Below are 16174 nucleotides of genomic sequence, written 5' to 3'. Positions count from 1 at the left end.
GCCTTATTCCTGCAAGGGTCTGAGCAGCAGTTGCCGCTCCTTTTGAACCAGCTCCAGCCGACCGAGGGCGTTCATGCCAACTAGCACTTCGTCACCGTCTGCCGCCGGATTGATAAAGATGGCCAGATCGTACAAGGTCAATGGCCCCATCGCCAGCGTTTCGATGGCGCCGTTGCCGACCCGGATCTGCCCCGCGGCGGTATTGACCTGGCTGCTGCCATGAGCGGTCAGGCCGAGCCGCTCGGCAACCTGCTGCGGGATGGTGATGCGGGTGGCGCCGGTATCGAGCAGCAGTTGCACCGGCTGACCGTTGATGGCACCCTCCAGACGATAGTGGCCGCTCTGGTCGGCCCGCAGCAATAGCTCGCCGCTGGCGGTGACGCCCGGTTGCGAGCGGGAGTGGAAGTAGAGGGTCAGCAGGCCCATCAGAGAGAGCCAGGCCAGTAACCACATCCAGCGTGCCGTGTGCTGCATAACCCATCCATATCGAGCGAAAGATGACTCAGCCTAACATACCATTTCCCGTTGATTCAGTGAGTTGGTGCTGGCTTGTCCATTACATCTCTTCATCTTTTCGCCATTAATCAGCCAACTCGAGTAGCCGATGACTCAACTCGCTTCGCAACCTTGCTTTTCTATCGATGCCGCTGGCTGGTGCCAGCAGGCGCGCCATGTACCTTCTCCCCATCATAACGAACGGGCCACGCCCGACGATATATCCCTGCTGGTGGTGCATGGTATCAGCCTGCCGCCGGGGGAGTTTGGTGGCCCCTTTATCGACGATCTCTTTATGGGGCGGCTCGACCCTGATGCTCACCCCTATTTTGCCGGTATTCATCAGCTGCGGGTCTCGGCCCACTGCCTGATCCGCCGCGATGGCGAGCTGGTGCAGTATGTGCCGTTTGGCGCGCGGGCCTGGCATGCGGGAGTATCGAGTTGGCAGGGGCGGGAGGCGTGCAATGACTTCTCCATCGGTATCGAGCTGGAAGGGACTGACGAGACCCCCTATACCGAGGCCCAGTACCGGGTGCTGGTGGGGCTCACCCGAGCCATATCAGCGCGCTATCCGGCCATCACCCATGAAAAAATTGTCGGCCATTGTGACATCGCACCAGGGCGCAAGACGGATCCCGGAGCCAGTTTTCAGTGGGATTACTACCGGCAGCTGCTAAACAGCTAAAGTAATTATTCAAATTTAGTTTGGATTTTAAAATCAATGGCTTGCCGATCTGGCAGGCCATTTTCGTCTCTGGTTGCGCAAATGTTATTTGTGAGCGCCGTCAAGAATATTGGTCAGACCATTTTCTATGAGCTAAATCATGTTTGCCCTGTTTTACCCCTTAAGTGGTGGGGGTGATTCTTGACTCAGATCATCTTTTGGGTGGACTTTTCAAAAGGGCTCTGCTAATTTTCGCCCCATCCATGAAATTGGTAATACCAATTTAACAAAGTAGCCTCATGCCCTATCGCAAGATTACGCAACCCAAGTTGGCCGACTCCATTGTCGCCGAGCTGGAACAGATGATTCTGGAAGGCAGCCTGCAGCCGGGGCAGAAATTGCCTCCCGAGCGGGAACTCGCCATCCAGTTTCAGGTATCGCGCCCCTCGCTGCGCGAAGCCATCCAGCGGCTGGAAGCGCGCGGGTTGCTTTATCGCCGTCAGGGCGGCGGCACTTACGTGCAGAATGCCCTGAGCAAGGGGATGGCCGATCCCCTGTTCGAACTGCTCAGTACCCACCCGGAAGCCCGGTATGACCTGCTGGAGTTTCGCCATGCGCTGGAAGGCATCTGTGCCTACTACGCGGCCTTGCGGGGAACCGGGTCTGATTTCGAGCGCATTCGTCAGGTGCAAACCGCCATCGAAGAGGCGGGCCAGTCGGGCTCGCTGGTGGCCGAATCGGCAGCCGTGACCCAGTTCTATCTGGCGGTGGCCGAGGCGTCCCACAACGTGGTGCTGCTGCACCTGCTGCGGGCCATGAGCCCGATGCTCGAGCAGAACATTCTGCAGAATAACGAGATTTTGAATCGCCGCCCGGGAGTGGTAGCCAAGATACGTCGCCATCGCGCGAATCTGATCGAGGCTATTCTTTCGGGGGCTCCGGAGCGGGCCAGAACAGCTTGTCATGAGCATCTGGCCTTTATCGAGGACACCTTGTTGGATATGCAGAGGGAAGACAGCCGGATCCAGCGATCCATGCGTCGGATCCGTCAGCAGGAAAACTAATCCCACAAGGCTTTATTGTCGAATGCTTGCGCCTTTTGCCGTGCAATGCCGTGCAATCACAACAAAATAGGAACCAGCCATGTCTGATATCCTGAAGAACGATGTGGACCCGATAGAAACGCTGGAGTGGCTTGCCTCTCTGGAATCCCTGCTGCGTGAAGAGGGTCCGCAACGCGCTCAGTTCATCCTTGAACAGTTGGCCGAGAAAGCCCGCGTAAGCGGTGTGGACGTGGCTGCCAAGGCAAATCGCGATTACATCAACACCATCCCGTCCAGCGATGAGCCGGACTACCCGGGCGACCTGGAGATGGAGCGCCGCATTCGCGCCATCATCCGCTGGAACGCCATGATGATCGTGCTGCGCGCGTCCAAGAAAGACCTGGACCTGGGTGGTCACATGTCTTCCTTCGCTTCTTCTGCGACCATCTATGATGTCTGCTTCAACCACTTCTTCCGTGCTCGCAACGAGAAGGATGGTGGCGATCTGGTTTACTTCCAGGGTCACATCTCCCCGGGCATCTATGCTCGCGCCTTCGCTGAAGGTCGTCTGACCGAAGAGCAGCTGGACAACTTCCGTCAGGAAGTAGACGGCAAGGGTATCCCTTCCTATCCGCACCCGAAACTGATGCCGGACTTCTGGCAGTTCCCGACCGTATCCATGGGTCTGGGCCCCATCGCCGCCATCTATCAGGCTCGCTTCCTGAAGTACCTGACCGACCGTGGTATCAAGGATTGCTCCGAGCAGACCGTTTACGCCTTCTTGGGTGACGGCGAGATGGACGAGCCGGAAGCCAAGGGCGCTCTGACCGTTGCCGTGCGTGAAAAGCTCGACAACCTGGTGTTCGTGGTCAACTGCAACCTGCAGCGTCTGGATGGTCCGGTTGTCGGTAATGGCAAGGTCATCAACGAGCTGGAAGGCCTGTTCGCTGGCGCCGGTTGGGATGTCACCAAGGTCATCTGGGGTCGCAAGTGGGATGAGCTGCTGAAGAAAGACACTTCCGGCAAGCTGATCCAGCTGATGAACGAAACTGTGGATGGTGACTACCAGACCATGAAGTCCCGCGACGGTGGCTATATCCGCGAGCACTTCTTCAACCGTTATCCGGAAACTGCCGCGCTGGTCAAAGACATGACCGACGAGGAGATCTTCGCTCTGAACCGCGGTGGTCACGATCCTCGCAAACTGTTCGCTGCGTTCAACAAGGCGACCCAGACCAAGGGCAAGCCGACCGTTATTCTGGCCAAGACCATCAAGGGTTACGGCATGGGTGAAGCGGCTGAAGGCAAGAACATCGCTCACCAGGTCAAGAAGATGGAGCTGGACTCCGTGCGTCACCTGCGTGACCGCTTCAACCTGCCGGTGGCCGACGAGCAGCTGGCCGATCTGCCTTACCTGAAGATCGAAGCCGGTTCTGCCGAGCACAAATACCTGCACGACCGTCGCGCCGCCCTGAAAGGCTATCTGCCGACCCGCCTGCGCGAAAGCACCACCAAGCTGGAAATCCCGGCACTGGATGCCTTCGGCCCGCTGCTGGGCGAGCAAGCGCGCGAAATCTCCACCACCATGGCGTTCGTGCGTTCCCTGAACGTGATGCTGAAAGACAAGTCCATCGGCAAGCGCATCGTGCCGATCCTGGCTGACGAAGCCCGTACCTTCGGTATGGAAGGTCTGTTCCGCCAGATCGGTATCTACAGCCCGCATGGTCAGCAGTACACCCCGCAAGACCGCGACATCGTCTCCTACTACAAGGAAGACAAGCAGGGTCAGGTTCTGCAAGACGGTATCAACGAGCTGGGCGCCATGTCCTCCTGGCTGGCTGCTGCGACCTCTTACAGCACCAACGACTGCCCGATGATCCCGTTCTACATCTACTACTCCATGTTCGGCTTCCAGCGGATCGGCGACATGGCGTGGGCAGCCGGTGACCAGCAAGCCCGTGGCTTCCTGCTGGGTGCGACCTCCGGTCGTACTACCCTGAACGGCGAAGGTCTGCAGCACGAAGATGGTCACAGCCACATCCTGGCGAACACCATCCCGAACTGCATCTCCTACGACCCGTCCTACGCCTATGAAGTGGCGGTGATCGTACAGGACGGCCTGCGCCGCATGTACGGTGAGAACCCGGAGAACGTGTTCTACTACATCACCACCCTGAACGAGAACTATGCCATGCCGGCCATGCCGGAAGGCGCCGAGGAAGGCATCCGCAAGGGTATCTACAAGCTGGAGTCTGTGGCGGGTGCCAAGGCGAAAGTTCAGCTGCTGGGTTGTGGTTCCATCCTGGGTCACGTGCGCACTGCCGCCCAGATCCTGGCCAGCGAGTACGGCATCGGTTCCGATGTGTTCAGCGTCACCTCCTTCAACGAACTGGCCCGTGACGGTCAGGACGCGGATCGCTGGAACATGCTGCACCCGACCTCTGAGGCGCGTGTTCCCTACATCGCTCAGGTACTGGGTTCCGAAGCCACCATCGCTGCGACCGACTACATGAAGTCCTTCGCCGATCAGGTTCGCGCCTTCGTTCCGACCGAGAACTACCGTGTGCTGGGTACCGATGGTTACGGCCGTTCCGACAGCCGCGCCAACCTGCGTCGTCACTTCGAAGTGAACGAATTCTACGTGGTGGTTGCTGCCCTGACCGAACTGGCCAAGCGCGGCGAGGTAGACAAGCAGGTTGTGGCCGACGCCATCGCCAAGTACGGCATCGATGCCGACAAGGTCAACCCGCTGTACGCGTAAGTGGATCAAGGGTCGCGCCGTCATGCGGCGCGACCTTGCCAGGTTTTAAAACGGTTAACGCGAGATGTGCGTGGTGGTATCAGCCAGCCACGCGGATCGACGCAAGAGGATAAAGCACAATGTCCAAACAGATTATGGTGCCGGATATCGGCGCCGATGAAGTTGAAGTCACCGAGATCATGGTGGCCGTGGGTGACAAGGTCGAGCTGGACCAGTCCATCATCGCGGTAGAAGGCGACAAGGCCTCCATGGAAGTACCGGCCCCGTCTGCCGGTATCGTCAAAGAGATCCTGATCAAGGTGGGCGACAAGGTTGCCACCGGTTCCCAGATCATGATCTTCGAAGCCGAAGGCGCTGCCGCCCCTGCTGAAGTGGCTGCACCGGTTGCTGCTCCGGCCGCCGCACCTGCCGCTGCCGTACGCAAAGATGTGCATGTACCGGACATCGGTGACGACGAAGTGGACGTGACTGAAATCATGGTTGCCGTGGGCGACATGGTAGAAGCCGACCAGTCCATCATCGCTGTGGAAGGTGACAAGGCCTCCATGGAAGTACCGGCACCGTTCGCCGGTCGCGTGGTCGAAATCAAGGTTGCCGCTGGCGCCAAGGTCTCTACCGGCTCTCTGGTGATGGTGTTTGAAGTGGCTGGCGCTGCGCCTGCTGCCGTTGCTGCTCCGACTCAAGCCGCCGCGCCCGTGGCTGCTGCCCCGGTTGCCGCTGCTGCCAAAGAGGTCAACGTACCGGATATCGGTGGTGACGAAGTGGAAGTCACCGAGATCATGGTTGCCGTGGGTGACAAGGTCGAAGCTGACCAGTCCCTGATCGCCGTGGAAGGTGACAAGGCCTCCATGGAAGTGCCTGCACCGTTCGCCGGTGTGGTCAAAGAGATCAAGGTAAAGGCGGGTGACAAGGTCTCCACCGGTTCCCTGATCATGGTCTTCGAAGTGGCTGGCGCTGCCCCTGCTGCCGCGCCGGTTGCTCAAGCTGCCGCTCCGGTCGCCGCTGCCCCTGTTGCCGTAGCTCCGGCTCCGGTTGCCCAGGCTGCTGCCGCTGCGACCGATTTCGTTGCCAACGATGCCTACGTGCACGCTTCCCCGGCAGTACGCCGTCTGGCGCGCGAGTTTGGCGTCAACCTAGCCAAGGTAAAAGCCTCCGGTCGCAAGGGCCGCATCGTCAAAGAAGACGTGCAAGCCTATGTGAAGGATGCCATCAAGCGCGCCGAGTCCGCTCCGGCTGCTGGCACCGGTACTGGCAACGGCATGAGCGTGCTGGCGTGGCCGAAGGTCGATTTCAGCAAGTTCGGTGATGTGGAAGAGGTCGATCTGACCCGCATCCAGAAGATCTCCGGTCCGAACCTGCACCGCAACTGGGTCATGATCCCTCATGTCACCCAGTTCGACGAAGCCGATACCACCGAGCTGGAAGCGTTCCGCAAAGAGCAGAACGCGATGCTCGAGAAGCAGAAGTCGGACGTGAAGATCACCCCGCTGGTGTTCATCCTGAAAGCGGCCGCCAAGGCGCTGGAAGCTCACCCGCGCTTCTGCAGCTCCCTGTCCGAAGATGGCAGCAAGCTGATCATGAAGAAGTACATCCACATCGGTGTGGCGGTGGATACCCCCAACGGTCTGGTTGTGCCCGTGGTACGCGATGTTAACAAGAAGGGCATCATGGAGCTGTCTCGCGATCTGGCCGAGATCTCCAAGAAGGCCCGTGCCGGCAAGCTGACCGCTGCCGACATGCAGGGCGGTTGCTTCACCATCTCCAGCCTGGGTGGCATCGGCGGTACCAGCTTTACCCCGATCGTCAACGCGCCGGAAGTGGCCATCCTCGGTGTCTCCAAGTCCGAGATGAAGCCGAAGTGGAACGGCAAAGAGTTCGCGCCGCGCCTGATGCTGCCGCTGGCTCTGAGCTACGACCACCGCGTGATCGATGGTGCCGATGGAGCTCGCTTCATCACCACCATGAACGGTGTGTTGTCCGACATTCGTCGACTGGTCCTGTAAGTGAGAGGGCGGGCCCAGAGCCTGCCCTTTTTACTTCTCATTTCATTAACATGATCGTAAACTTGCCCCGTTTTTTCACGGCTGCAGCCGCCTTGTTTTACAACGAAAAGAAGGCATAAGACTGCGCTGTCCGGGGATATAAGAACGACAAAGAGGTCATGATGAGTAAAGAAATCAAAACCCAGGTCGTAGTACTGGGTGCTGGCCCTGCCGGTTATTCCGCTGCTTTCCGTGCAGCCGATCTGGGTCTGGATACTATTATCGTCGAGCGTTACTCCACCCTGGGTGGCGTCTGTCTGAACGTGGGCTGCATCCCCTCCAAGGCGCTGCTGCACGTCGCCAAAGTGATTGAAGAAGCCAAGGCGCTGGCCGAGCACGGCATCGTCTTCGGCGAACCCAAGACCGACATCGACAAGATCCGTCTGTGGAAAGAGAAGGTTATCAACCAGCTGACCGGCGGTCTGGCTGGCATGGCCAAGATGCGTAAGGTTCAGGTTGTTAACGGCTTCGGTAAATTTACCGGCCCGAACACCCTGGAAGTGACCGGCGACGAGGGCAAGACCACCGTTACCTTCGACAACGCCATCATCGCAGCCGGTTCCCGTCCGGTGAAGCTGCCGTTCATCCCCCACGATGACCCGCGCGTATGGGACTCTACCGATGCGCTGGAGCTGACAACAGTGCCTGGCAAACTGCTGGTTATCGGTGGCGGCATCATCGGTCTGGAGATGGGTACCGTTTACTCCTCTCTGGGTTCCGAGATCGACGTGGTGGAATTTGCCGACCAGCTGGTACCGGCTGCTGACAAAGACATCGTCAAGATCTACACCAAGCGTGTGGCCAAGAAATTCAACATCATGCTGGAGACTAAGGTCACCGCAGTTGAAGCCCGTGAAGACGGCCTGTACGTCTCCTACGAAGGCAAGCACGCTCCGGCCGAGCCGGTTCGTTACGACAACGTTCTGGTTGCCGTAGGTCGTGTGCCGAACGGCAAGATGCTGGATGCCGAGAAGGCTGGCGTTGCCGTGACCGAGCGCGGTTTCATCGAGGTGGACAAGCAGCTGCGTACCAACGTGGCGCACATCCACGCCATCGGTGACATCGTGGGTCAGCCGATGCTGGCGCACAAAGGTGTGCACGAAGGTCACGTTGCCGCCGAAGTGATCGCTGGCAAGAAGCACTACTTCGATCCGAAAGTGATCCCGTCCATCGCCTACACCGAGCCAGAGATGGCATGGGTCGGTCTGACCGAGAAAGAGGCCAAGCAACAAGGTCTGAACTTCGAAGTCGCCACCTTCCCGTGGGCTGCTTCCGGCCGCGCCATCGCGTCCGACTGCTCTGACGGCATGACCAAGCTGATCTTCGACAAGGAGAGCGGTCGCGTCATCGGTGGCGCCATCGTCGGTACCAACGGCGGTGAACTGCTGGGTGAAATCGGTCTGGCCATCGAGATGGGTGCTGACGCCGAAGATATCGCGCTGACCATCCACGCTCACCCGACTCTGCACGAGTCTGTGGGTCTGGCTGCCGAAGTGTTCGAAGGCTCCATCACCGACCTGCCGAACGCCAAGGCCAAGAAGAAAAAGTAATTTTCTTCCCGCTTGCATGAAAAAGCCGCTCGAATGAGCGGCTTTTTGCTATCTGGCCTTCGGAGTCCGATTAGCAGCGCCCCTTCTTGGCCTGCCCCGGCGGGCAGAAGGTGCCATAGCCACCACTACCGTCACTGACCCGGATCCGGGTATCGTCCACGCTGACATCTGCCCCGTGTACCCGCCCCGCTGCTGCAAGCGCCGAGCACGCCCCCCAGCAATATCATTACGATCAGCTTGCCCATAACTCCTCCTCATATTTCCCTGATTATGAGGCATTTCGAGGGGCGCATAACGGCGTTTGAATGGCCGTGCGTCACCGTTTGCCGTGGTTATGACAGAGGGCGCCGCAGCGCCCTCTGGTGAGTCTTCAGGAGTGGGATGACAAGACTACAGACGGAAGTTGCCGACCAGCTTGTCGAGTTGACCGGAGAGCTGCTGCAGGCTGCGGCTGGACTCGGTCAGCTGGTGGGCGATATCGGCGGTCTCCATGGTGAGCTGGTTGATATCTTCCACGTTGCGGTTGATCTCGCCGACCACGCTCGACTGCTCCTCGGTGGCGGTGGCGACCTGGATATTCATGTCGTTGATCTGGGTGATGTGGGCGGTGATCTGGCCGAGGGCGGCGTTGGCCTCATCGGCCTGACTCACCACCTCCAGACTCTGGTTACGCCCCTGTGCCATGGCGCTGACGGCGCGGGCACTCTGCTCCTGCAAGCGGTTGATCATCCCCTGGATTTCGGCGGTCGAGGCGGCGGAGCGGTTGGCCAGATTGCGCACCTCATCCGCCACCACGGCGAAGCCGCGACCCTGTTCACCGGCGCGAGCGGCCTCGATGGCGGCGTTCAGTGCCAGCAGGTTGGTCTGCTCCGAGATGCTGCGGATGGTTTCGAGGATGCTGCCGATGGAGTCGGTCTGGCTCGCCAGCGACTCGATGACCCCGGCCACCTGCTCAATCTCGCCGGAGAGGCCGACGATGCCGTGGCGCGCCTGCGCTACCACCACAGCCCCCGCATCGGCCTGATCGTTGGCCTGTCTGGCTACTTCGGCTGCCAGCGAAGCGTTACCGGCGATCTCGCTCACCGTGGCACCCATCTCGTGGATGGCGGTAGCCACCTGGACGGTGCGGTCGCGCTGGGCGGTACAGTTGTGCTGGGTCAGCTGCGCCTTGTTGGCCACCTCGTTGGCGGTGTCGGCGAGCTGGCGGGAGTTCTCTGCCACCTGTTCGATGGAGCCGTGGATCTTGGCGACGAAGTTGTTGAAGCCGGTGGCGACCTGACTCAGCTCGTCACGCCCTTCCACTTTTAGGCGCTGGGTGAGATCCCCATCGCCGCTGCCCAGCTCCTTGAACAGGCGGGCCAGTTCGTTGAGCGGACGACTGACCGAGCCTGCCAGCAGCATCCCCATCAGCCCCATGGCCAGCGCAATCACCAGCGAGATCATCAGGATCTCGTTGCGGGTCTGATCCAGTTCGGCATAGATCTCGGCTTGCGGCACCTGAGCCACCAAATACCAGTCGAGCAACGGGATATAGCTGCTGGCCAGTACCATAGGCTCGCCATTGACTTCGGCGTTGATGACTGCAAAGGGGCGTTTGGCCAGCAGGCTGCCGGTATCACCGCTGGCGATGCCGCCCAGGGTATCACGTTCGATACGGTTGGCCTCGGGGTGCAGCTTTACCTTGCCGCTGCCATCGACCATAAAGACGATGCCGCTCTCTTCCAGCCGGAAGTTGGCGACCATGGTCACCATGGTATCGAGGGATTTGGCAAAGCCCGCCAGCCCGCGACCGTTGAGCTGCTGGAAGTTGACGAACAGCTTCACCTCGCCGTTGCTCTCGCGGAAGATGCTGAGGGTCATCTCCTTCTGGCTCTTGGTGTAGTCATAGAACCAGGCATCCTGCGTCGGGGTCAGGTTGCGCAGGAAGCCATCCTGGTTGTAGTAGGCGGCACTCTGGCGATCGGCGAAGGAGGCGGTCACCAGACCATACTGGTTGGCCACATCCTTGAGCTGGTTGATGAGGATCGGCTCCTGCTCTTTGGGCATGCCCCGATCCACCCAGTCGAGAATGAAGCGGTCGGTGGCCAGTTGGCGGGCGGCCTGGGCGATACCGTGGAGATCCTGCTCGATCTCCTTGCTGATCCGTTGGGTCAGGTTGGGCAGCTCCTGCTCGAACATCCGGTTTTCGATCAGCTGCTGGGCCGAGCGTTGACTGAAGTAGCCCACCAGCAGGCAGGAGACGACTACCGCCAGGGTGACCGTAGCCAGTATTTTCTGTTTAAGCGTGAGGGTTGCCAGCATAAAGGTGCTCAAAAGGTTGAGGATTGACGACTCTCATATTAGCGGCAGCGCAGCCCCGCCCATGAGGCTGGTGACCCTTTATTTGCGGATTACGTTTGCGCTCACAGCGGCGGTGGCTCGCTCCTCCGGCGTGCAGGCCATTCGGGATACGGATTGCCGGTTGCGCTAACTGCCCGGCCCCTTATAGTAGAGGCCATCCTTGGTGACTGACCCTCTGAATAATATGGAAAATATGATGCGCAGCTTAGGTGCGGGATGGACCCGTCTGCTTTTGGTGATGCTGGCGGCCTGCCCGCTGCTGGCCATGGCGGCAGCAGGGGAGCGCCCGAAAATTGCGGTGGTGCTCAGCGGCGGCGGCGCCAAGGGGTCGGCCCATATCGGCATTCTCAAGGTGCTGGAGCAGAAACGGATCCCGGTCGATATCATCGTCGGTACCAGCATGGGCTCCTATGTGGCGGGCATGTACGCCATGGGGCTCAGTGCCGAGGAGGTGGAGCGCATGACGCTCGCCATCGACTGGAACAAGGGGTATCAGGACAAGGTCGGTCGTGACGAGCTGTCGCTGCGCAAGAAGCAGCAGAATGAACAGTATCAGCTGCGCACCGACATCGGGGTGAATGGCGACACGACCCAGCTGCCGGACGGTTTCTTTCAGGGGCAATCCATGGCCAGCCTGCTGCGTGGGGCTACCTCCAACCTGCCGGTGCAGGAGAGTTTCGACGATCTGCCGATCCCCTACCGCGCCATGGCGACCGACATGGAGACGGTGACGCCTTTCGTGCTGGATCACGGTAGTCTGGCCAAGGCGATGCAGGCTTCCATGTCGATCCCCGGCGCACTCAAGCCGGTGGAGTGGGAGGGCCACATCCTAGCGGACGGCGGCAGCGTCAACAACATGCCGGTGGATGTCGCCAAGGCGATGGGGGCCGACGTGGTGATCGCGGTGGATATCAGCGCCAAGTTGCGCACCCGTGAATCCCTCAAGTCAGGGTTGGCGATGATTGACCAACTCACTACCTATATGACCCAGGTCGGCACCGACAAGCAGAAGGCGCTGATGGGGCCCAAGGATATCCTGCTCGCCCCCGAGTTTGGCGATATGGGGATCGCCGACTTTGCCCGGATGCCGGAGGGGATCAAGTTGGGTGAAGCGGCGGCGGACAAGGCGTCGCTGCAACTCGACCGGCTGTCGCTCACCAAGGCGCAGTACAACGCCTATCGCAACCAGAAGCTGAGCCGCCGTGCCGAGCGCAGCGGTCAGCCCGCCTACTTCATCGACAAGGTGGAGATCATCAACAAGTCGCGCCTCTCCGACGAGACGGTGCGTGCCATGCTGAAAGTGCGGCCGGACAAGATCCAGACCAACGAGAGCCTGGAGGCGGGCATTCGCCGGCTCTATGCGCTGGAGTCCTTCGACCGCATCACCTATGAGGTGGAGGAGCGCGACGGGGAGAACGTGCTGGTGGTGGATGCCAGCGAGAAGAACTGGGGGCCGGGCTACCTCAACTTCCAGTTCGGCTTCTCCGACGACTTCGAGAACACCTCCAACTACAACGTCGGCATGTCCTATACCCTTACCAACGTCAATGACTGGGGGGCCGAGTGGCTGACCGAAGCGTCGCTTGGCACGGCAAAGCATATCAAGACCGACTTCTATACCCCGCTGGAACCCTCCCAGACCTTCTATGGCGAGGCGAGCCTGGCCTATGACCAGACCCAGAGAAGCCTCTTCAACCCGGATCCGGACGATCCGCTGTTCACCTATCTCGATGCCGAGTACTCCTTCTTCAGCGCCGATCTGGCGGTAGGCTGGAATCGTCAGCCCTGGAGTCGCCTGTCGATGGGGCTGGAAGGGCAGACCGGCAGTATCGAGATCAAGAACGTCAAAGAGCTGCAAGGGGATGCCACGGCATGGGGGCCCTATGCCCGCTTCGAACACGACACCCTGGACAGCAGCTATTTCCCCTATCAGGGGGTCAAATGGGATGTGAAGATGGGCTACTCCCACGTCAATCTGGATGGGGATGGCTTTCAGGCCTCCCGTAGCGAGGGGTGGAACTATCGCCTCTCCATGGTCAAACCCTGGTCCTGGGACAGACACAGCCTCAACCTGATCCTCGATGGTGGTGGCTCGGGCAGTGAAGAGAGCATCCCGCTCTATATCCAGGATCTGGGTGGGCTGTTCCACCTTTCCGGTTTCCAGCGCTACCAGCTGAGCGGTCGTTACAGCCTGTTTGGTGGCCTGCGCTACATCTATCGGGTGGCAGACAACGACTTCGGTGCCCTCAAGGTGCCGCTCTATCTCGGTGGATCTCTGGAGCAGGGCGGCGTCTGGAACAAGGGGGCGGATATCAGTCTGGATAGCTCGTTTACCGCCGGTTCTGTGTATGTCGGGGTGGAGAGCTTCCTCGGCCCGGTGTTCCTCGGCTACGGCATGGCGGAGGGGGGCAATGACGTCTTTTATCTGCAATTGGGCAGTACGTTCGAATAATGCCGAATTGATGCCAATTTGTTAACTGTGGTCGGTGCTGGCCAATTAATTTTCAAAAAATACCAGTCCGTTTAATTGGTTACGATTTTGTGGTGAATAAGTAAACAGGGTTTGGATTTTAATTAGTCGTTAAAACTTATATAGTGGGGAGCACCCTACGGGGTGTCCCGCAAGGACGATCGCCGCGAGCCTGGGCGAACCCCAAAAAAAGACCAAAGAGGAATTAGTCGTGCTTGAAACATACCGTAAACACGTCGCAGAACGTGCCGCCGAGGGCGTGGTTGCCAAACCTCTGGATGCAGAGCAGGTCGCCGCCCTGGTCGAACTGCTCAAGAACCCGCCCGCTGGTGAAGAAGATTTTCTGAAAGAGCTGTTGTCCTCCCGTATTCCCCCCGGTGTTGATGAAGCGGCCTATGTCAAAGCCGGTTTCCTCACCGCTGTCGCCAAGGGCGAAGCCCACTCTCCCATCCTGACCGCCGCGCAAGCTGTTGAGCTGCTGGGCACCATGCAGGGTGGTTACAACATCCAACCGCTGATCGACCTGCTGGACGATGCGACTTTGGCTCCTCTTGCCGCCAAGGGGCTCTCCCACACCCTGCTGATGTTTGACTCCTTCCACGATGTGGAAGAGAAGGCCAAGGCGGGCAATGCCCACGCCAAACAGGTGATGCAATCCTGGGCCGATGCCGAGTGGTTCCTCTCCCGTCCCGAGTTGGCCGAGAAGATCACCGTCACCGTGTTCAAGGTGACCGGCGAAACCAACACCGACGACCTCTCTCCGGCGCCGGACGCCTGGTCCCGTCCGGACATTCCGCTGCACGCTCTGGCGATGCTGAAAAACGCCCGCCCCGGCATCACCCCCGACAAGGATGGCGCCGTCGGCCCCATCAAGACCATCGATGCCCTGAAAGAGAAGGGCTTCCCGCTGGCCTATGTGGGTGACGTGGTTGGTACCGGTTCTTCCCGTAAATCCGCCACCAACTCGGTGCTCTGGTTTATGGGCGACGATATTCCGTTCGTGCCGAACAAGCGCGCTGGCGGTGTCTGTCTGGGTGGCAAGATTGCCCCGATCTTCTTCAACACCATGGAAGATGCCGGCGCGCTACCCATCGAAGTGGATGTCTCTGCGCTTGCGATGGGCGATGTGATCGACATCTACCCGTTTGCCGGCAAGATCTGCAAGCACGGTACCGAGCAGGTGCTGGCGCAGTTTGAACTGAAAACCGACGTGCTGATCGACGAAGTGCGCGCCGGTGGCCGTATCCCGCTGATCATCGGTCGCGGCCTGACCGACAAGGCCCGCGAGGCGCTGGGTCTGCCGTTTTCCACCGTATTCCGTCGCCCGCAGCCGGTGGCCGATACCGGCAAAGGCTTCACCCTGGCCCAGAAGATGGTGGGCAAGGCGTGCGGCGTGCAGGGCATTCGCCCAGGGACTTACTGCGAGCCCAAGATGACCACGGTCGGCTCTCAGGACACCACGGGCCCGATGACCCGCGACGAGCTCAAAGATCTGGCCTGCCTCGGCTTCTCTGCCGACCTGACCATGCAGTCCTTCTGCCACACCGCGGCCTATCCCAAGCCCATCGACGTGCAGACTCACCACACCTTGCCGGACTTCATCATGAACCGCGGCGGTGTGAGCTTGCGTCCGGGTGACGGCGTCATCCACTCCTGGCTGAACCGCATGCTGCTGCCGGATACCGTGGGTACTGGTGGTGACTCCCACACCCGTTTCCCTATCGGCATCTCCTTCCCGGCGGGCTCTGGTCTGGTGGCCTTCGCCGCCGCCACCGGCGTGATGCCGCTGGACATGCCGGAATCCGTGCTGGTGCGCTTCAAGGGCGAGCTGCAGCCGGGCATCACCCTGCGTGATCTGGTTCATGCCATCCCCTATGCCGCCATCCAGAAAGGGCTGCTGACCGTCGAGAAAGCGGGCAAGAAGAACATCTTCTCCGGCCGCATCCTCGAAATTGAAGGTCTGCCGACCCTGAAAGTGGAGCAGGCGTTCGAGCTGGCTGATGCCAGCGCCGAGCGTTCCGCTGCCGGTTGCACCATCAAGCTGGATAAAGAGCCGATCATCGAGTATCTGAAGTCCAACATCGTGATGCTGAAATGGATGCTCTCCGAAGGCTACGGCGACGTGCGCACCATTACCCGTCGTATCAAGGGGATGGAAGAGTGGCTGGCCAACCCGACCCTGCTGGAAGCGGACAAGGATGCTGAGTACGCAGAAATCATCGAGATCGATCTGGCCACCATCAAGGAGCCGATCCTGTGTGCGCCGAACGATCCGGACGATGCCCGTCTGCTGAGCGACGTGGCTGGCGACAAGATCGACGAGGTGTTCATCGGCTCCTGCATGACCAACATTGGTCACTTCCGCGCCGCCGGCAAACTGCTCGAGAAGTATCAGGGCGAGCTGCCGACCCGCATGTGGATCGCTCCGCCCACCAAGATGGACAAGGATCAGCTGACCGAAGAGGGCTACTACGGCATCTTTGGTCGCGTCGGTGCCCGCATCGAGATCCCGGGGTGTTCTCTCTGTATGGGTAACCAGGCGCGGGTTGCGGAAGGGGCCTCAGTGGTCTCTACTTCCACCCGTAACTTCCCGAACCGTCTGGGCAAGGGGGCCAATGTCTACCTGGCCTCTGCCGAGCTGGCAGCCGTTGCCGCCATCCTCGGCAAGATCCCGACCGTGGCAGAGTACCTGCAATACGCCAAGGCGCTCGATGCCACAGCGGCAGATACTTACCGCTACCTCAACTTCAACGAGATCGCCTCCTACACCAAGAAGGCCGATGCTGTGATCCTGCAGCAGGCCGTCTGA

General features: G+C 59.9%; 9 protein-coding genes. 7 read left to right on the top strand and 2 right to left on the bottom strand.

The annotated features are described in order from the left end of the window. Positions 1–3: 3 nt before the first annotated feature. On the bottom strand, positions 4–474 hold the full coding sequence (locus BSP75_RS08915; protein ID WP_042058706.1) for a retropepsin-like aspartic protease: 471 nt from the start codon (positions 472–474) through the stop codon (positions 4–6). 130 nt (positions 475–604) lie between these two features. Between BSP75_RS08915 and ampD the strand changes: the two genes are divergently transcribed. From ampD to lpdA, 5 genes are all read left to right on the top strand, one after another. After that, positions 605–1180 (top strand): 1,6-anhydro-N-acetylmuramyl-L-alanine amidase AmpD, encoded by a 576-nt coding sequence (ampD, locus tag BSP75_RS08910; protein WP_075112928.1) that lies wholly within the window; start codon positions 605–607, stop codon positions 1178–1180. A gap of 278 nt (positions 1181–1458) precedes the next feature. Next, on the top strand, positions 1459–2223 hold the full coding sequence (gene pdhR, locus BSP75_RS08905; protein WP_058053405.1) for a pyruvate dehydrogenase complex transcriptional repressor PdhR: 765 nt from the start codon (positions 1459–1461) through the stop codon (positions 2221–2223). 79 nt (positions 2224–2302) lie between these two features. Next, entirely contained in the window at positions 2303–4963 is a 2661-nt protein-coding gene (gene aceE, locus BSP75_RS08900; protein WP_075112927.1) for a pyruvate dehydrogenase (acetyl-transferring), homodimeric type, read from the top strand. Positions 4964–5082: 119 nt separating this feature from the next. Next, positions 5083–6966: a pyruvate dehydrogenase complex dihydrolipoyllysine-residue acetyltransferase gene (aceF, locus tag BSP75_RS08895; protein ID WP_075112926.1), complete on the top strand. Its 1884-nt coding sequence runs from the start codon at positions 5083–5085 to the stop codon at positions 6964–6966. A gap of 161 nt (positions 6967–7127) precedes the next feature. After that, a complete protein-coding gene (gene lpdA / locus BSP75_RS08890) occupies positions 7128–8555 on the top strand; it encodes a dihydrolipoyl dehydrogenase (RefSeq protein WP_075112925.1) in 1428 nt (475 codons plus the stop codon). Positions 8556–8945: 390 nt separating this feature from the next. Here lpdA and BSP75_RS08885 read toward each other — a convergent pair whose 3' ends face one another. Beyond that, positions 8946–10856: a methyl-accepting chemotaxis protein gene (locus BSP75_RS08885; protein WP_075112924.1), complete on the bottom strand. Its 1911-nt coding sequence runs from the start codon at positions 10854–10856 to the stop codon at positions 8946–8948. Positions 10857–11091: 235 nt separating this feature from the next. On the opposite strand from BSP75_RS08885, the gene BSP75_RS08880 reads away from it, so the two are divergent. Together BSP75_RS08880 and acnB are read left to right on the top strand one after the other, a co-directional pair. Then, positions 11092–13347, top strand: a complete 2256-nt coding sequence (locus tag BSP75_RS08880) for a patatin-like phospholipase family protein (RefSeq protein ID WP_042058726.1) — start codon at positions 11092–11094, stop codon at positions 13345–13347. A gap of 229 nt (positions 13348–13576) precedes the next feature. Further along, on the top strand, positions 13577–16174 hold the full coding sequence (gene acnB, locus BSP75_RS08875) for a bifunctional aconitate hydratase 2/2-methylisocitrate dehydratase (protein ID WP_075112923.1): 2598 nt from the start codon (positions 13577–13579) through the stop codon (positions 16172–16174).

Source organism: Aeromonas sp. YN13HZO-058, assembly GCF_001921245.1.
Classification (GTDB): Bacteria; Pseudomonadota; Gammaproteobacteria; order Enterobacterales; family Aeromonadaceae; genus Aeromonas; species Aeromonas allosaccharophila.
The sequence above is the reverse complement of the archived record's forward strand: the minus strand, read 5'-3'. Positions and strand labels throughout refer to the sequence as shown.

Coding starts and splice junctions, on each gene's coding strand:
- BSP75_RS08915 (WP_042058706.1), bottom strand. CDS start 474: ATGCAGCACACGGCACGCTGGATGTGGTTACTGGCCTGGCTCTCTCTG.
- ampD (WP_075112928.1), top strand. CDS start 605: ATGACTCAACTCGCTTCGCAACCTTGCTTTTCTATCGATGCCGCTGGC.
- pdhR (WP_058053405.1), top strand. CDS start 1,459: ATGCCCTATCGCAAGATTACGCAACCCAAGTTGGCCGACTCCATTGTC.
- aceE (WP_075112927.1), top strand. CDS start 2,303: ATGTCTGATATCCTGAAGAACGATGTGGACCCGATAGAAACGCTGGAG.
- aceF (WP_075112926.1), top strand. CDS start 5,083: ATGTCCAAACAGATTATGGTGCCGGATATCGGCGCCGATGAAGTTGAA.
- lpdA (WP_075112925.1), top strand. CDS start 7,128: ATGAGTAAAGAAATCAAAACCCAGGTCGTAGTACTGGGTGCTGGCCCT.
- BSP75_RS08885 (WP_075112924.1), bottom strand. CDS start 10,856: ATGCTGGCAACCCTCACGCTTAAACAGAAAATACTGGCTACGGTCACC.
- BSP75_RS08880 (WP_042058726.1), top strand. CDS start 11,092: ATGCGCAGCTTAGGTGCGGGATGGACCCGTCTGCTTTTGGTGATGCTG.